This window comes from Frondihabitans sp. 762G35, from assembly GCF_002074055.1.
Taxonomy (GTDB): domain Bacteria; phylum Actinomycetota; class Actinomycetes; order Actinomycetales; family Microbacteriaceae; genus Frondihabitans.
Genome location: NZ_CP014619.1, coordinates 2,425,265 through 2,442,837 on the forward strand (window position 1 = coordinate 2,425,265; position 17,573 = coordinate 2,442,837).

Below are 17,573 nucleotides of genomic sequence, written 5' to 3' on the forward strand. Positions count from 1 at the left end.
ATCACCCGCTCCCAGCAGGGCCCGCCGCGTCCGACCGAAGGACCCCCGTGCCCGCCTCTCTCGTCCGCCGATTCCTCCTGTGCCTCGGCCTCGCCGCTCCCGCCCTCGTCTTCCGCATCACGGGGTTCGCCCCGAATCCCGTCCTCGACCTCGTCGTCTTCGGCGTGGCCGTGGTCGCCGCGTCCTTCCTCCTCGCCTGGGCCGCCGAGGCCGCACAGAAGGACATCTCCGGCGCCCTGGCGATCGCGATCCTCGCCCTCATCGCGGTGCTGCCGGAGTACGCCGTCGACCTCTACTACGCGTTCCGCTCCGGCAGCGATCCGGCGTACGAGCAGTTCGCGGCGGCCAACATGACCGGCTCCAACAGGCTCCTCCTCGGCTTCGGCTGGCCGCTCGTCGTCTTCGTCGCCCTGTTCGTCGCCCGCCGCGCGGCCGCGGCTAGCGGCGCGTCCGGCCGGCAGCTCCCCCGCGTCCTGCGGCTGCCCGGCAGCTCGCGTCTCGACGTCGGGGTCCTCGCGATCGTCGCCGTCCTCGCCTTCGTGATCCCCCTCTCCGGCGAGATCGCGCTCTGGTTCGGCCTCGTGCTCATCGCGATCTTCGGCGCCTACCTCTGGAAGGCCGGTCGCGCCGCCGACGACTCGCACGACGAGGAGTTCGTCGGCGCGGCGGCCCTGATCGCCGGTCTCCCCGAGCGCCGTCGCAGGATCACGGTCGTCCTGACCTTCGTCGTGTCGGCGGGCATCATCCTGTCGTCGGCCGAGCCCTTCGCGGACGCGCTCGTCCAGTCGGGCGGGTCGCTCGGGATCGACAGCTACTTCCTCGTGCAGTGGCTCGCGCCGCTGGCGAGCGAGGCTCCGGAGTTCATCATCGCCGTGCTCTTCGCGCTGCGCGGCCAGGGCGCCGCGGCCATCAGCACCCTCATCGCCTCGAAGATCAACCAGTGGACGCTCCTCGTCGGTTCGCTCCCGATCGCTCACCTCCTGGGCGGCGGCGGTTCCGCGCTGCCCCTCGACGGCCGTCAGGTGGAGGAGTTCGTCCTGACCGCCAGTCAGACGGTCCTCGGCGTGGCCATCATCGTGGCGCTGCGCTTCCACCGCTGGGCCGCGATCGCGCTCGTGGCGCTGTTCGCGGTGCAGTTCGTCGTGCAGGGCGAGACGGGGCGCTACGTCCTGAGCGCGGTCCACCTCGTCCTCGCGGCCGCGGCGCTCTGGATCCACCGCCGCGACATCCTGCCGACGCTCCGGGCGCCGTTCGTCCGGTCGTCCCGCCTCGAGCCGGGGCCGGCCGACCGGGACGACGCCGACGCGTCGATGGGAGTGTCGAGCGCGACGCGCTGAGCCCGGCGAGCGCTCGGCTACGCCGGGTCGACCTCGACCCGGATCGCCGCCGCGGCCACGGTCGCGAGCTCCGTCGCGCCGGTCTCCTCCCCGGCCGGCCCGAGGAGGGCCAGCGTGAGGCTCCCGGCGAAGTCGTGGCGCTCGACGACGCGCAGGCGGGTCCCGACGCGGATCGACAGCGTGTCGAGGTAGCGCAGGAGCGCGGGGTCGCTGTCGTGGACGCGGACCACCCGGCCCGAGGCTCCTGCCGCCACCTCGCCGAGTCGGAGCCCGGTCTGGGGCGCGAGGCTTCCGTCGGGGCGCGGGATCGGGTCGCCGTGCGGGTCGCGCTCCGGGTGGCCGAGCTCCCGGTCGAGGAGCCCGAGGAGTCGTTCGGAGACGGCGTGCTCGAGACGGTCGGCCTCCTCGTGCACGTCGCTCCAGGAGTAGCCGTGGTGCTCGACCAGCCAGGTCTCGATGAGACGGTGTCGGCGCACCATCCGCAGGGCGAGCGCACGGCCCTCCGCGGTGAGGGCCGAGCGGCCGTAGGGCTCGTAGTCGATGTAGCCGTCGCGCTCGAGCTTCCGCAGGTTGCCGGAGACACTCGAGGCGGCGACCCCGAGCGTGGCCGCCAGCTCGTTCGTGGTCGGCCCGCGCCCCTCCCACTCGTGCGACTTGTAGATGACCTTGACGTAGTCCTCCGTCATGGTGCCCGCCGAGGGGAGCGCGCCGGGCAGGATCGACTCGCCCATCGGCTCAGTGCACCGCCACCTGGGCGGCGCCGGGCTGCGACACCGGCTTCCGGACGAAGAAGCTCGCCACGAGGGCGACGAGCGAGATGATCGCTCCGGCGAGGAAGGCGGCCTGCACACCGGAAGCCGTCGCCGCCGTCTCGGAGGCACCGCGGGTGAGCTGCGCGGCGGCACCGGTCGAGAGCAGCGTGACGAACAGGGCCGTCCCCACTCCGCCGGCCACCTGCTGGACGGTGCCGAGGATGGCGCTGCCGTGGGAGTAGAGCTCCGGACGAACCGAGCCGAGGGCCGCCGTGAACAGCGGTGTGAAGGTGAAGGCGAGGCCGATGCTCAGCACGACGTGGACCATCGGGATGACGTAGGCGGGCGTGCCCTCGTGGAGCACCATCGTCATCGTCCAGAGCGCGGCGCTGACGAGAGCCGACCCGATGACGAGGAGCACCGTCGGGCCGATGCGATCGTAGATCCGGCCCACGACCGGCGCCAGCACTCCCATGACGATGCCGCCGGGCAGGAGCAGGAGCCCCGTGCCGAGCGTGGTCAGACCGAGGACGCTCTGCATGTAGATCGGCAGGATGATGAGCGTGCCGAACAGGGCGACCATGCTGACCGCGATCATCGCGATGGAGATCGCGAAGGTGCGCGACCGGAAGGTGCGCAGGTCGAGGAGCGCGATGTCGCGGGGCGCGAGGCGCGTCTGCCGCAGGATGAACAGCCCCAGGGCCACCACGCCGACGACCACGGGGACGATCGGGCTGACGGGCTGCGGTGATCCGGACGCCGCCTCCCCGACGCTCGACAGGCCGTAGAGCAGGCCGGCGAACGCGAACGCGGACAGCACGACCGAGAGGACGTCGAGGGGCGTCTTCCGCGTGACGGTGACGTTCTTCAGCAGCACGGCGCCGAGCACGAGCGCGACGACGGCGATCGGGAAGACGATGATGAACATGAACCGCCAGGAGAGGGCCTGCAGGATCAGCCCCGAGATCGTCGGGCCGATGGCCGGCGCGACGGAGATGACGATCGAGATGTTGCCCATCGTCCGGCCCCGGGAGGCCTCGGGAACGAGCATCATGGCCGTCGTCATGAGCAGCGGCATCATGATCGCGGTGCCGCTGGCCTGGACGATCCGCCCCGCGAGAAGAATCGGGAACCCGGGGGCGACCGCCGCGAGGAGCGTGCCGGCGCTGAAGAGCGACATCGCCGCGATGAAGATCGGCCGCGTGTTGAATCGCTGGAGGAGGAACCCGGTGATCGGGATCACCACCGCCATCGTCAGCATGAAGCCCGTGGTGAGCCACTGACCGGTCGCCGCGGTGATCGAGAGATCGGCCATGAGGCGCGGCAGGGCGACGCCCATGATCGTCTCGTTGAGGATGACGACGAAGGCGGACACGAGGAGGAGACCGATGACGACGCGGTTGCGCTTGGCCTCGGCCTCGCTCTGCTGCGGCGCGACGCGATCACTCGCGGTCGAACGCGTCGAGGTGTCAGTCGGGGCCTCGGCCGTCGGCGCCGGCGCCGGCGGGGCCTGCACTGCCGGGGCCTGCACTGCCGGGGCCTGCGCCGTCGTGAGGGTGGTGTCGTTCGTCGTCAAGGTCGTCCTGTCGGTGATCGTCGTGGGCGGTCAGGTGTCCAAACGCTTCCGTTCGATCAGTATTCCCCGCGCCGCCGACATCCGACAGGTCCGGGTCGCGACCGCGCTGACGGCTCCTACCCCTCCACCGTGACGGTGGCGCCGAGCGGGGTCGACGTCACAGAGGTCCCGACGTGGACCTCGTAGGCCCCGGGCTCGGTCTGCCACCCGTCGGCCCAGTGGGCGAACGCCCGGGGCGCGATGCGGAGGGTCACCGTCTCCGTGGCTCCTGCGCCGACGGTCACGACGCCGAAGGCGGCGAGCCAGCGGACCGGACGGTCGACGACCGAGTCGGGACGCGACAGGTAGGCCTGCACGACCTGCTTGCCCTTGCGCTCGCCCGTGTTCGTCACCGAGACGCGCAGGAGGAGGTCGCTTCCGGCGGCCACCGACCCGGGCGCCTCGAGCGAGTCGACGAGCCAGGTCGTGTAGCCGAGTCCGTGCCCGAACTCGAAGGCCGGCCGCGTGCCCGACCGGAGCCAGGCCCGGTAACCGATGTGGATGCCCTCGTCGTAGCGGAGCACCCCGTCGATCGGCGTGACGTCGAGCACGGGCACGTCCGCCAGGGTCGCCGGCCACGTGGTGGGGAGGCGACCGCCCGGCTCGACGTCGCCGAGGAGGACGTCGGCGAGAGCGCTGCCGAACTCCTGACCGCCGAAGTAGCCGACGAGAACGGCCCGCACGTCGTCGCGCCAGGGCAGGAGCACCGGGGATCCGGCGTTCACGACGACGACGGTGTTCGGGTTGGCCCGGACGACGGCCCGCACCAGGTCGTCCTGGCGTCCCGGGAGATCGAGGTCCGCCCGGTCGAAGCCCTCGGACTCGACCCGCGAGTTCGTGCCGACGACGACCACGGCGACGTCCGCCGCCGCAGCGGCGGCAACCGCCTCCTCGATCAGGGCGTCCGGGTTCGACGCGTCGGCCTCGACGCCCATCGAGATCCCGAGGATCCCGGCCTTCGCCGAGTCGCTCGTCGAGAGGTCGAAGCGCACCGCGAGGTCGACGGCGCGCCCCGCCTCGACGTCGATCGGCGTCACGACGGAGGGTGGCGAGAGGAGGGCCGCGCCGAGATCCGGGACGCCTGTCGGCTTCGCCTCCTCCTCGTGCTCGACGCGTCCGTCGACGACGATCTGACCGACACCGATCGCGGCGAACCCGACGAGCACCTCGCCCGAGGCCGTCGGCGTCCAGCGGGTCGAGAGCTCGAGCGTGCGCGCCGACGCCACCGGGGCCTCGCCGCCGAAGTACACGAGCTGCGTGGAGAGGCGATCCTCGCGGAACAGCTCCTCCCCCGCCTCGTCGAGGAAGCGCACGAGGGTCCCCGGCTCGCCGGTCGCGGGGTTGAGCGTCTCGGCGAGCGGCAGTTCGGCGATCCCCTCCTGGACGACGGCGCCGAGCGACCAGGTGACCTCGGCCCCGGGAAGGGCCGCGCGGATGCCGTCGAGCGGCGAGACGACGCGCTCCGGCAGGACCGTCGCGCTGCCGCCGCCCTGCGTCCGCGCGTTCCGGGCGTTGTGGCCGATGACGGCCACGCGGTGGAGGTTCTCCTTCGCCAGCGGCAGGGTGCCGTCGACGTTCGTGAGCAGGACGCTCCCCGCGGCGGCCGCCTCCCGGGCGAACGCGACGCCGTCCTCGACGTCGAGGGGCTCGCTCGCCACCGGGGCGAATCCGTCGAGCGCGCCGACGCGGGCGGCGAGGCGCAGGAGGCGGAGCACCTTCCGATCCACCGCCTCCTCCGGCACGTCGCCCTCGCGCACCGCGGTCACGAGGGCGTCGCCCCAGGAGCCGTCCGGTCCGGGCATGACGAGATCCTGCGAGGCCTTCGCCGACTCGAGGGAGCGGACCGCCGTCCAGTCGCTGACCACGACTCCGTCGAAGCCCCACTCGTCGTTGAGGGGCGTCTCGAGGAGGTCGTTCTCGGTGGCCGTGACCCCGTTGATCCGGTTGTAGGACGACATGACGAGCCAGGCGCGCGACTCGACGACCGCCTTCTCGAACGCCGCCAGGTAGAGCTCGCGCAGGGCCCGCTCCGACACCTCGGTCGACGCGGTGAAGCGCTCGGTCTCGTAGTCGTTGGCGATGTAGTGCTTGGGCGTCGCGCCGACGCCGTTCTCCTGCACGCCGTCGACGTACGCGGCGGCCAGCTCCGCGGTCAGCAGCGGGTCTTCGGAGAACGCCTCGAAGTGGCGACCGCCGAGCGGGGATCGGTGGAGGTTGATGGTCGGGCCGAGGACGACGTCGACGCCCTTGCGGCGCGCCTCGACCGCGGAGGCGGCGCCGTAGCGCCGCGCGACGCCGAGATCCCACGACGACGAGAGCGCCGTCGCGGACGGCAGGTTGAGCGACGGAGAGCGTTCGTCCCAGACCTCGCCGCGGACGCCGGACGGACCGTCGGAGACGAGCATCCTGCGGAGTCCGATCGATTCGAGCGGCCAGGTCGTCCAGAAGTCGCGCCCGGTGAGCAGGAGCACCTTCTCCTCGAGCGTCAGCCGGGCGAGGAGCTCCTCGAGGCGGGCGGTCACCGTGACGTCGTCGTCCATGCTCACTGCTTTCTGTCGTTTCCCGCGACGCTAGCACCGCCGGTGGCACGACGAAGGGCACCGCGCGATCGCGCGGTGCCCTCTGTCGACGTCAGCCGATCAGCTGGGGATGTAGTTGAACTCGTCGGGGTTCGGGCCGGTGCGCTCGTCCTTGTTGAGACCGGAGATCGCGGCGATGTCGGCGTCGGTGAGCTCGAAGTCGAAGATGTCGAAGTTCTCGCGGACGCGCGCCTCCGTGACCGACTTCGGGAAGACGATGTCGCCGCGCTGGACGTGCCAGCGGAGGGTCACCTGCGCGGTCGACTTGCCGACGCGCTCGGCGATCTCCGTGATCGTCGGGTCGTCGAGCACCTTGCCCTGGGCGATGGGCGACCAGGCCTCGGTCGGGATGCCGTGCTCGGTGCCGAACGCCCGGAGCGGCTCCTGCGTGAGGTACGGGTGGACCTCGATCTGGTTGACGGCCGGGACGATGTCCGTCTCGTCGAAGAGGCGCTGGAGGTGGTGCTGCTGGAAGTTCGAGACGCCGATGGCCTTGACGCGACCCGACGCGGAGATCTCCTCGAGGGCCTTCCAGGTGTCGACGAAGTCGCCGACGGCGGGGAGCGGCCAGTGGATGAGGAAGAGGTCGAGGTAGTCGAAGCCGAGGGCCTCGAGCGTGCCGTCGAAGGCCTTCTTCGCGGCCGCGGGGTCGTGGAAGCCGTTGTTGAGCTTCGAGGTGACGAAGATCTCCTCGCGGGCGAGGCCGGAGTCGCGGACGGCCTCCCCGACCTCCTTCTCGTTGCCGTACATCTCGGCGGTGTCGATGTGGCGGTAGCCGACCTCGAGCGCCTTGAGCGTGGCCGCGCGGGTGTCGGCGGGATCGATCTGGAAGACACCGAATCCGAGCTGGGGGATCTCGATGCCGTTGTTCAGGGTGATGGACGGAACAGTCATGGTCTCATCGAACACCCCCAGTTGGAGTGGCATTCCAGATTTGACCTAGCAAAATGGTCGTGGTACCTTTACCGTTGGCGTTCTGAGCGAGACCATCTATCTCTCTCACGCCGACTCAGGAGTTCGTCGTCACAACGGCGATTCTGAACCCGACACGTACCACCCACCGATGTGGGTGCATTCCGAACGAGTCACGCTCCACACCGGAGCATCAGCACGCCGAATCACGGCGTGTGCGAACCGCTTCGCCGAGGCAGGCACTGCCGCCTCCGGCCCGCGAACTCGCCACACAGCATCGAAAGACAGCATCATGACCAACACCCTCTCCCTGATCAGCATCGAGGGGACCGTCGAGACGGCTCCCGTGCTGACGCACGACAACCTCGTGGAGTTCACCGTCTCCGACGACACCCTCCGCCAGTTCGCCGTCCGCCTCCCCCGCACCGAGCTCGGCTCCCACGTGACCCCCGGCGTCCGCGTCGTGGTGACCGGAGCCGAGGGCTGGGTCATCCCCGGCCGCGCCTGGCGCGACGAGCCCTCCCGCACGATCGTGCAGGCGCACGACGTGCAGCTGCGCGACCTCGCCTTCGCGGCCTAGCCCGCAGCAACCTGAAGCGCCGTCCGCCCTCCTGGGTGGGCGGCGCTTCGTCGTGCGGGGTCGGCGGCGCCGGCGGCTCCTCGCGGACGCGCGCACACGCCGGCAGCAGCAGCACCACGAAAAGGAAAATTTGCACAGTCGGCAATAGAGAGGACTAACAGGACACCGGGAATTTCATTAGGTTTCACCCAGAGGCCTTGACCCCCGAACGCGGGGCGCGGCCGACAACCCGTTGAAAGTGGAGGGACACCCGCATGTCACGAAGCACCACCACCTCACGTTCGATCAGAGCGGCCGTCGGCATCGTCGCCACGGCCGCTTCTGTGATCGGACTCTCGATGATCGGCGCCACCGGTGCCTCGGCGGCCACGCGCGTCGCCTACTCGGGCGCCGTCCCGAGCTGGGCGAAGTCGGCGAACGACGCCGGCGCCGCGGCGGCCGACACGAGCGTCGAGGGCGAGATCTACCTTCCCCTCCGCGACAAGGGCGGCGCCGTGGCGCTGGCCACCGCGGTCTCGACCCCGGGCAACCGCCAGTACCGTCACCCGCTGTCGCCCGCCACCTGGATCTCGCGCTACTCGCCGACGCAGGCGACGGTCACCACCGTCGTCGACTACCTCAAGGCGAGCGGGATCACCACGATCACCGTCCCGAAGAGCCGCCAGTACGTCGTCTTCCGCGGCCCCGCCGCCACCGTCGCCGCGGCGTTCCAGACGCAGCTGCACCACTACTCGATCAAGGGCGAGAAGCTCCTCGCGCCGTCGTCGAAGCCGTCGCTCCCGGCATCCATCGCCTCCCGGGTCCAGGGCGTGACCATCGATCAGGGCCGCACCCTGACGCACCCGGACTCCGTGAAGCAGAACTCCGCGACCACCGCGGCCCCGACGGCGCGTTCGCTCGCGACGCCTCTCATCCCGACGACGTGCTCGACCTATGCCGGTCAGTACAAGGTCACGATCCCCGCGGCGTACGGCAAGACGACGTCCGACACCTACCTCTGCGGCTACACCCCGAAGCAGCTCCGGAGCGCCTACGGCCTCGACAAGCTGACCAAGGCCGGTGTCGACGGTCGCGGCCAGACCGTGGCGATCATCGACGCGTACGCGTCGCCCTCGATCGTGCAGGATGCCAACACCTACGCCGCAGCCAACGGCGAGCCCCTGCTCACCGGCAAGACCTACCAGCAGATCGTCCCGACGCCGGCGCAGTTCACCGACCAGGAGCTCTGCGGCTTCCCCAGCGGCTGGCAGGGTGAGCAGACGCTCGACGTCGAGTCGGCGCACGCGATCGCCCCCGGAGCCAAGCTCCTCTACGTCGGCGGCACCAACTGCGGCGGCGGTCTCGACGTGGCCATGTCGAACATCCTCGACAACAAGCTCGCCAACATCGTGAGCAACAGCTACGGCAACACCGGCGAGAACGTCTCGGCGAACGCGCTCCAGGGCACCGTCAACCTGCACCTGCAGGCGGCCGGCGAGGGCATCGGCCTCTACTTCTCGAGCGGCGACTCGGGTGACGAGGTCGCGAACCTCGGCTACGCCTCCCCCGACTTCCCGGCCTCCTCGCCGTGGGTGACCTCGGTCGGCGGGACCAGCCTCGGCATCGACAAGAACGGCAAGAAGGCCTACGAGACCGGTTGGGGCTCGACGCTCGACAAGATCCAGAAGGGCTCGACCGGTGAGCTGTCCTACACGTCGCCCCTCCCGGGTGCCCTGTTCGGCGGCGGAGCGGGCGGCGGCGTGAGCGCCCAGTTCGCACAGCCGGCCTACCAGAAGGGCATCGTGCCGTCGTCGCTCGCCAACGGGCAGCGCGTCTCGCCCGACCTCGCGGCCCTGGCGGACCCCTACACCGGCTTCGCCATCGGGATCCGGCCGATCGTCGACGACACGACCCTCGAGACCGGCGACTACTCGCAGGAGACCTACGGCGGAACCTCGCTCGCGTCGCCGATCACCGCGGCCATGATGTCGGTCGTGCAGCAGTCGACCCGCTCGACGATCGGATTCGCGAACCCGACCGTGTACGGCCTCTACCGCGTGGCTCCGGCCCTCTTCGCGGACGTGCTCCCGGCCAACCCGCCGCGCACGCTGGCGTACACCAGCGCGACCTCGGGCAACAGCTACCTGATCACGCTCGACCGCGACAGCAGCCTCACGACGGCGAAGGGCTACGACGACGTCACCGGCCTCGGCTCGATCTCGTTCGGGCTCGCCACGTCGGTCGGACGCGGTCACAAGTAGTCACGGCGCCGCAGGCCGACGCCTGACATCACCTCACGGGCGGCGGCCCCCTCTTCGGAGGGGGCCGCCGCTCTCTGCCCAGTACGGGGGACTTTGCGGCGACCTCCCGCCCCTATAGATTTCGTGCGGGGACAAGCCCCGTTCGATCACGGGGAGGACCCACCCATGCCCACGACGTCCCTCGGCAGGCGACGGCTCCGTCGCGCAGCCGCCATCGCCGCCACCTGCGTCACCGTGGCCGGCCTGACGCTCGCAGGAGCCACGACCGCTCAGGCCGCCGCGCGCGTGTCCTTCACCGGGTCCGTCCCCTCCTGGGCCACGAAGGCCAACCTCGTCGCGCCTGCGGCGACGAACACGATGTACCAGGGCGAGCTCTTCCTCAGCATGCAGGATCGCCAGGGTGCCATCGACAAGGCCACCGCGGTCTCCACGCCGGGATCGCCCAGCTACCGGCAGTATGTCTCGCCGGCCGACTGGATCGCGACCTACGCCCCGACCCAGCAGGTGCTCGACGACGAGGTGGCCTACCTCAAGAGCAAGAACATCACGAACATCAGCTACCCCGCCAGCCGCCTGTACGTGACCTTCCGCGGCACGGCCGCGCAGCTCCAGAGCCTCTTCCAGACCCCGCTCGCGACTTACGACGTCGACGGAACGAAGGTCGTCGGCCCGTCGGGCACCCCGTCGCTCCCGGCCGACGTGGCCCGAGGCGTCTCGGGGATCAGCATCGACCAGGCCCGCCTCCTGACGCGTCCGAAGACGGTCACGCAGGCGGGCGCGGGCACGAAGGCCCTGTCCTCGGCGTCGTCGCTCCTCGCTCCTCGCGCCGTGCAGGTCAAGACGCCGTGCTCCGCCTACACGAACCAGGTCTGGGTCACGATCCCCTCCGCCTACGGCAGCACCAGGGCCGGAACCGCCAATTGCGGCTACTCCCCCGCTCAGCTCCGCTCCGCGTACAAGATGTCGGCCAAGGCCTCCGACGGCTCGGCCGCCGGCAGCGGTCAGACTGTCGCGATCGTCGACGCCTACGCATCGCCGACGATGGCCTCCGACCTCAACACCTGGGCCCGGAACGCCGGCGAGCCGACCTTCTCGGCCGGCCAGTACACCGACATCTCGCCCAGCAAGTCGACCTTCGCCGACAAGGCGGCCTGCCAGAACCCCAGCGGCTGGCAGGGCGAGCAGGCCCTCGACGTCGAGGCCGTCCGCGCCCTCGCCCCCGGAGCGAGCATCGTCTACTCCGGCGGCACGGACTGCGGCGCCGGCCTCGACATCGCGCTCTCGAAGATCCTGGACGGCAACACCGGCAGCGGTGCCGTCGGGACGGCCCCGCTGGCGAACATCGTGAGCAACAGCTACGGCGGGACGGGCGAACCCGACACGACGGACGCCTACACCGCGAGCTACGTGCAGGGCGAGGAGAACATCCAGCTGCAGGCCATCGCCGAGGGTGTCGGCCTCTACTTCGCCAGCGGCGACGCGGGCGACGAGTACGAGAACACCGGCGTCAAGTCCCCCGACTTCCCCGCGTCCTCGCCGTACGTCACGGGCGTCGGAGGCACGAGCCTCGGCATCTCCAAGACCGGCACCAAGGTCTACGAGACCTCCTGGGGCGACCAGCTCGACGAGATCGTGCCCGGAACCAAGAAGGGCACGAAGCGCTTCTCCGAGCGCCTTCCCGGCTCGATCTTCGCCGGTGGCGGCGGCGGCGGCAAGAGCGCGATCTACGCGCGTCCGAGCTATCAGTCCGGAGCCGTCGTCCCCGGGTCCCTCGGCGCCGGCAAGCGCCTGATCCCCGACATCAGCGCCCTCGCCGACCCGTACACCGGCTTCAAGATCGGCCTCCGCCCGATTACCAACAACACGACGCTCGCGACCGGCAGCTACACCACCGGCGTCTCGGGCGGGACCTCGCTCTCCACGCCGCTCGTCGCCGCGCAGATCGCCGTCGCCCAGCAGAAGACCGGGGCCGTCGTCGGTTTCGCCAACCCGGTCCTGTACTCGCTCGCGGCCACGGCGCCGTCGACGTTCACCGACGTCGTGACCCGCGCCGCCCCGGCCTCGGTCGCCTACTCGTCGTCGAACGCGTCGTACCTCGTGACGCTCGGTCACGACAGCAGCCTCGTGACCAGCCGCGGCTACGACACGGCCACCGGGCTCGGAAGCCTGACGATGGCGAACATCGGGAACCTGGCCACGCCCAAGGGCTAGCCGGCGGACCGCAGGAGCCGTCGCCGCGATTTGACATCGCCGGCGGCGGCTCCTAATATTTTTATACAACCGAACACGCTGAGACCTTCGGGTCGTCAGCTCCACTAGAGCTCAGAGAACAGTGGCCCCCGATGTCGAGGGGTCAGTGTTCTCTTTTTTGTGCCCGCAGTCCCTGATTCCGTGCCGCGGTTCCGGCGGGGAGATCCGCTCCACCCATCCATCCGCACCCACGAATCCGCACCCACGAAGAGGTGGCCTTGTCCGACATCCCCCGCCGAAGGTGGCTCACGTTCCTGCTCCTGTCCATGACGGGCGGCGTGATCTACCAGGTCGCCTACATCCGCTTCGTCTTCCTCGAAGACACCTACACGGCGCTCCGACTCACCGGGCAGGAGTACGGCGTCGTCATCTCCGTCTTCGGGGCCGTGGCCACGGTCATGTACTTCTTCGGGGGCTGGTTCAGCGACCGCTACTCGCCGAAGCTGCTCATCACCGTGGCACTCGTGGGCACCGGGGCGGCCGACTTCGTCCTGGCGTCGGTGCCGTCGTTCACGGGCATCCTGCTGGCCCACGTCGTCATGGCCGTGATGGGCATGGCCCTCTACTGGTCGGCCCTCGTCAAGGCGATCGGGATGCTCGGCTCGGCCTCCGAGCAGGGACGGCTCTTCGGCTTCCTCGAGGGTGCCCGCGGCATCACCTCCACGATCGTCGGCCTCGTCGGAGCGGGCATCGTCGCGGCCGCCGTCGTTCCGTCCGGCGGGGTGCTCACCCTCATCCGGATCTACGGCGCCCTCTGTTTCGTGTTCGCCGCCCTGGTGTGGCTCTTCGTCCGCGAGGACCGAGCCCGGATCGACGCTCTCGGCCGATCGACCGTGACGCTCGGGCAGCTCCTCGTTGCGGCACGCAACCCCTACACGTGGCTCATCGGCGGGACGATCGCGCTGGCGTTCTGCTTCTACACGACGCTCGGTTATTTCTCGCCGCTGCTCCAGAACGAGTTCGGGGTCGGCGCGGCCGCTCTCTCGATCATCGGCGTCGTGCGCAGCTACGTGTTCCAGTTCGTCGCAGGCCCCGTCGGCGGCGTGATCGTCGACACGGTGACGCACTCGACGTCGCGGTTCCTGCGGCTGATGTTCGCCGTCTCCCTCGTCTTCTCCGCCGCGTTCCTCCTCCTGCCGCGGTCACCGGAGCTCGTCGGGCTGGCCGTCGTGCTGCTTCTTCTCCTCTGCATCCCCGTCTTCATGAGCCGCGGGGTCTACTGGGCGACGGTCGGCGAGCTCGGCATCCCGGAGAACCAGCGCGGCGGCGTCATCGGGCTGGCGTCCGGTCTGGCGTACCTCCCCGACGCCTTCCTCCCCGCGCTCTGCGCCTGGTGGATCGGCGACCCCAACGCGGCGACACCCGTCCCCGAGCGGGGCGGCGGCTACAGCGCGCTGTTCGTCTTCCTGCTGGTGGCGGCGGCGCTGGGCATCCTGCTCACGAGCATCACGGCGCGACTGCACGAACGTCGCCGGCGGGAGGCCCTCGTGTCCGCCCCGCTGTAGCCACCGCTCCACCTTCGCTTCTTCTTCCTCACCAACGACCACAGAGAGGTCCCCATGGACATCCGCGAGTTCTCGCTCGACCGCTTCTCGCTCCGCGGCCGCAGCGCCATCGTCACCGGCGGCAACACCGGCCTCGGGCAGGCGTTCTCCCTCGCCCTCGCGAAAGCCGGCGCCGACGTCTTCGTGCCCAGCGTGCTCGACGACGGCGGCGAGACGCGCGCCCTCGTCGAGGCGGAGGGGGTGCGCTACGAGTTCGTCGGGGCCGACATCACCGAACCCGGCGCCCCGGCCCGCATCGTCGACGAGTGCGTCTCGCGCCTCGGCTCCGTCGACGTGCTCGTGAACTCCGCGGGCATCTGCAAGATCGCCTCCGTCGACGAGTTCGGCCGCGAGCAGTGGGACCCCATGATCGACGTCAACCTCACGGCCCCCTTCGAGCTCAGCAAGGAGGCCTCGCGCCACATGATCGCCCAGGGGCACGGGAAGATCGTCAACATCGCGTCGCTCTTCTCGTTCCTCGGCGGACAGTGGTCGCCCGCCTACGCCGCCACGAAGCACGGGATCGTCGGGTTCACCCGCGCCTACTGCGACGAGCTCGCCGGTCACGGCGTCCAGGTGAACGCGATCGCGCCCGGCTACTTCGCGACGGCGATCACCGAGAAGACCCGCGCCGACCCCGAGACGAACCGGCGCGTCCTCGACCACATCCCGGCCGGCCGGTGGGGCGAGGTCGCCGACCTCATGGGCGCCACCGTGTTCCTCGCCAGCGCCGCCTCGGACTACGTCAACGGCCACGTGCTCACCGTCGACGGCGGCTACCTCGTCCGCTGACGACCCCCTGCCACACCCCGCCTCTCCCCGCCCCAGAACCACGAAGGAACCCCATGATCGACTCCATCGCCCTCCTCGAACGCCAGCAGATCGTCGACGCCCTCACGGCGCTCGTCGGAGCCGCCAAGATCGACACCGACCCCGAGGCGCTCCGCGACGCGAGCATCGACCGCTTCAAGAAGTACCAGTCGGTGCACGGCATCTTCGACGGTCCGCTCCCCGCCGCCATCGTCTACGCGGACTCCACCGACGACGTCAGCCGTGTCCTCGCGTTCGCGAACGCGAACCTCGTCAACGTGGTGCCCCGCACGGGCCGGACGGGCACGGAGGGCGGCCTCGAGACGAGCGTGGAGAACACGATCGTGCTCGACGGATCGCGGATGGACCGCATCCTGCGGATCGACGAGGTCAACATGCAGGCCACCGTCGAGGCGGGGGTGCCGCTGCAGGTCCTCGAGGACAGCCTGCGCGAGCGCGGCCTCACGACCGGTCACTCGCCGCAGTCCAAGCCGCTCGCCCAGTACGGCGGGCTGGTCGCGACACGCTCGATCGGGCAGTTCTCCACCCTCTACGGCGCCATCGAAGACATGGTGACGGGGCTCGAGGCGGTCTTCCCGGACGGCTCCGTGTCGCGCGTGAAGAGTGTTCCCCGCCGGTCCGCCGGGCCCGACATCCGGCACGTCGTCATCGGCAACGAGGGCGCCCTCTGCTTCATCACCGAGGTCACGGTCAAGGTGTTCCGCTTCCAGCCGGAGAACAACCGCTTCCACGGAGCCCTCGTCGACAGCATGGACACCGGGCTCGCGATCCTGCGCGAGGTCGTGACGAACGGCTTCCACCCGTCGGTGGCCCGCCTCTACTCGCCGGAGGACGCCCGCCAGCACTTCGCGCACTTCTCCGACGGCCGCTGCGTCGTCGTCTTCGTCGCCGAGGGCCCCGCGGGGATCGTCGCCGCCACGAGCGCCGAGATCGAGCGGGTGATCGCGACGCACCCGCACGAGACCGTCGACCCCTCGCTCATCGAGGCCTGGTTCGACCAGCTCAACTGGGGGCAGGACAAGATCGACGCCGAGAAGAAGACGATGCTCGAGGAGCACCACCTCGGCTACACGACCGAGATCTCGGCCGACTGGTCGGAGGTGGGCAAGGTCTACGACGCGGTCATGCACCGGATCCGCACGGAGTTCCCGCACGCCGCCGACCTCACGATGCTGGGCGGCCACTCCTCTCACAGCTACCAGACCGGCACGAACATGTACTTCGTGTACGACTACGCCATCGACTGCGATCCGCGCGAGGAGATCGAGAAGTACCACGTGCCCCTCAACGCCATCATCGTCGAGGAGGCGTTGCGTTTCGGCGGCTCGATGGTGCACCACCACGGCATCGGCAAGTACCGCACCCCCTGGACCCTGGAGGAGCACGGCACGGCCTACCCGATCCTCGCGGCGCTGAAGTCGTCGCTCGACCCCCGCGGCATCATGAACAAGGGGACCATCTTCCCCGTCGAGGGCGCGGGGATCGCCCCGCGGAGCCGGGCGTGACCCGCTACCTCGTCGGCATCGACAACGGCTCGCAGAGCACCAAGGTCACCGTCTTCGACGAGGACGGCCGCGTCGTCTCGGAGGGGCGCCGACCCCTTCGACCGGCCGTCACACCCCGCCCCGGCGTCGTCGAGCACCCCGACGACGACCTCTGGTCGTCGGTCGGCGAGGCCGCGCAGGAGGCGCTGCGCGGCTTCCCGGGATCCCCGAGCGACATCGAGGCGGTCGGCCTCTGCACCATCCGGTTCTGCCGGGCGATGCTCCGGGCCGACGGATCGCTGGCCCATCCCGTCCTGAGCTGGATGGACGACCGGGTCTCCGCCCCCTACCGGCACCTCGACGACAGCGTGGCGCGGGTGACGACATCGTCCGGCTACCTCACCCACCGGCTCACCGGCGAGTTCCGCGACACGAACGCGAACTACCAGGGCCGGTGGCCGATCGACACGACGACCGGGCACTGGCTCGACGACGGCCCGGCGTTCGACGCCTTCGGGCTCCGACGCGACCAGCTCGTCGACCTGGTCGCGCCGGGCGAGGTCCTCGGCCGGGTGACGGCCGAGGCCGCCGAGCGCACCGGTCTGCCGCTCGGTCTCCCCGTCGTCGCGACCGCCAACGACAAAGCCGTCGAGGCGTTGGGCAGCGGCCTCCGCGCTCCCGACGAGGTGCTCCTCTCGCTCGGGACCTACATCGCGGCGATGGCCGTCGGCACCGACGACGTCCGCGAGGCCGACCACTTCTGGACGAACTCCGCGGCGGAACCCGGCGCCCACCTCTACGAGAGCGCCGGCATCCGGCGCGGGATGTGGACCGTCAGCTGGTTCCGCGACCTCTTCCCGGAGGCGGCCGACGAGGCCGCCCGCGCGGGGCGGAGCCTCGAGGACGTGCTCGGCGACGAGGCCGCGGCGGCCCCCGCCGGAGCGGGCGGGCTCCTCACCGTGCTCGACTGGCTCGCGCCGACCGAGCGGCCGCACCGACGGGGCGCGTTCCTCGGCTTCGACGGCCGACAGGGCCGCGGGCACCTCTACCGCTCGATCCTCGAGGGCATCGCCCTCACCATGGCCGATCGGAGCGCCGCCATGGCTGCCGAGCTCGGCCGGCGCACCGAGCGCGTCGTCGTCGCCGGCGGCGGCTCCCGCTCCGCGCTCATGATGCAGATCCTCGCCGACGTCACCGGCGTGGAGACCGTCCGCAACGCCGTCGGCGACGGCGCGGGCCTCGGGGCGGCCATCTGCGGAGCCGTGGCGACGGGCGTCCACCCGTCGTTCGCGGTGGCGCAGGAGGCGATGGTCCGGGAGCGGGATCGCTTCAGACCCGATCCTGCGGCCCACGCCCTCTACCGTCGGCTGCTCGACGTGCACCGCGACGCGGCCGCCGCGACCGACTCCCTCAACCGGAGGCTGCACGCGCTGGAGCTGTGAGGCGGGG

At 70.5% G+C, this 17,573-nt stretch carries 12 protein-coding genes; 8 read left to right on the plus strand and 4 right to left on the minus strand.

The features are described 5' to 3' along the window. Positions 1-47: 47 nt before the first annotated feature. Positions 48-1,337 carry a sodium:proton exchanger gene (locus AS850_RS11525; protein WP_119869253.1) on the plus strand — a complete coding sequence of 430 codons (1,290 nt, stop codon included), beginning with the start codon at positions 48-50 and terminating at the stop codon, positions 1,335-1,337. 17 nt (positions 1,338-1,354) lie between these two features. Here AS850_RS11525 and AS850_RS11530 read toward each other — a convergent pair whose 3' ends face one another. The 4 genes from AS850_RS11530 to AS850_RS11545 form a co-directional block, all read right to left on the minus strand. Then, positions 1,355-2,068: a metal-dependent transcriptional regulator gene (locus tag AS850_RS11530; RefSeq protein WP_119869254.1), complete on the minus strand. Its 714-nt coding sequence runs from the start codon at positions 2,066-2,068 to the stop codon at positions 1,355-1,357. A 4-nt stretch (positions 2,069-2,072) separates the two neighbouring features. Beyond that, a complete protein-coding gene (locus AS850_RS11535) occupies positions 2,073-3,605 on the minus strand; it encodes a DHA2 family efflux MFS transporter permease subunit (protein ID WP_173795235.1) in 1,533 nt (510 codons plus the stop codon). Between the two features lie 176 nt (positions 3,606-3,781). Then, positions 3,782-6,244 carry a beta-glucosidase family protein gene (locus AS850_RS11540; protein ID WP_119869256.1) on the minus strand — a complete coding sequence of 821 codons (2,463 nt, stop codon included), beginning with the start codon at positions 6,242-6,244 and terminating at the stop codon, positions 3,782-3,784. Between the two features lie 99 nt (positions 6,245-6,343). Continuing rightward, on the minus strand, positions 6,344-7,177 hold the full coding sequence (locus tag AS850_RS11545; RefSeq protein WP_119869257.1) for an aldo/keto reductase: 834 nt from the start codon (positions 7,175-7,177) through the stop codon (positions 6,344-6,346). 310 nt (positions 7,178-7,487) lie between these two features. On the opposite strand from AS850_RS11545, the gene AS850_RS11550 reads away from it, so the two are divergent. From AS850_RS11550 to AS850_RS11580, 7 genes are all read left to right on the plus strand, one after another. Next, positions 7,488-7,775, plus strand: a complete 288-nt coding sequence (locus AS850_RS11550; protein WP_119869258.1) for a hypothetical protein — start codon at positions 7,488-7,490, stop codon at positions 7,773-7,775. A gap of 254 nt (positions 7,776-8,029) precedes the next feature. Then, positions 8,030-10,015: a S53 family peptidase gene (locus AS850_RS11555; RefSeq protein WP_236940696.1), complete on the plus strand. Its 1,986-nt coding sequence runs from the start codon at positions 8,030-8,032 to the stop codon at positions 10,013-10,015. Between the two features lie 165 nt (positions 10,016-10,180). After that, positions 10,181-12,226 (plus strand): S53 family peptidase, encoded by a 2,046-nt coding sequence (locus tag AS850_RS11560; protein ID WP_236940697.1) that lies wholly within the window; start codon positions 10,181-10,183, stop codon positions 12,224-12,226. 257 nt (positions 12,227-12,483) lie between these two features. Beyond that, positions 12,484-13,770, plus strand: a complete 1,287-nt coding sequence (locus tag AS850_RS11565) for an MFS transporter (protein ID WP_119869259.1) — start codon at positions 12,484-12,486, stop codon at positions 13,768-13,770. Positions 13,771-13,824: 54 nt separating this feature from the next. Next, complete coding sequence (locus AS850_RS11570; RefSeq protein WP_119869260.1) at positions 13,825-14,601, plus strand: SDR family oxidoreductase; 777 nt, start codon at positions 13,825-13,827, stop codon at positions 14,599-14,601. Positions 14,602-14,654: 53 nt separating this feature from the next. Continuing rightward, the gene (locus tag AS850_RS11575; RefSeq protein WP_119869261.1) at positions 14,655-16,145 is read left to right on the plus strand and encodes an FAD-binding oxidoreductase; all 1,491 of its coding nucleotides are present in this window, start codon (positions 14,655-14,657) and stop codon (positions 16,143-16,145) included. Next, complete coding sequence (locus AS850_RS11580; RefSeq protein WP_119869262.1) at positions 16,142-17,566, plus strand: FGGY-family carbohydrate kinase; 1,425 nt, start codon at positions 16,142-16,144, stop codon at positions 17,564-17,566. The genes AS850_RS11575 and AS850_RS11580 overlap by 4 nt, the downstream gene beginning before the upstream one ends. The last annotated feature ends 7 nt before the right edge of the window (positions 17,567-17,573 follow it).

Coding starts and splice junctions, on each gene's coding strand:
- AS850_RS11530 (WP_119869254.1), bottom strand. CDS start 2,068: ATGGGCGAGTCGATCCTGCCCGGCGCGCTCCCCTCGGCGGGCACCATG.
- AS850_RS11540 (WP_119869256.1), bottom strand. CDS start 6,244: ATGGACGACGACGTCACGGTGACCGCCCGCCTCGAGGAGCTCCTCGCC.
- AS850_RS11545 (WP_119869257.1), bottom strand. CDS start 7,177: ATGACTGTTCCGTCCATCACCCTGAACAACGGCATCGAGATCCCCCAG.
- AS850_RS11550 (WP_119869258.1), top strand. CDS start 7,488: ATGACCAACACCCTCTCCCTGATCAGCATCGAGGGGACCGTCGAGACG.
- AS850_RS11555 (WP_236940696.1), top strand. CDS start 8,030: ATGTCACGAAGCACCACCACCTCACGTTCGATCAGAGCGGCCGTCGGC.
- AS850_RS11560 (WP_236940697.1), top strand. CDS start 10,181: ATGCCCACGACGTCCCTCGGCAGGCGACGGCTCCGTCGCGCAGCCGCC.
- AS850_RS11570 (WP_119869260.1), top strand. CDS start 13,825: ATGGACATCCGCGAGTTCTCGCTCGACCGCTTCTCGCTCCGCGGCCGC.
- AS850_RS11575 (WP_119869261.1), top strand. CDS start 14,655: ATGATCGACTCCATCGCCCTCCTCGAACGCCAGCAGATCGTCGACGCC.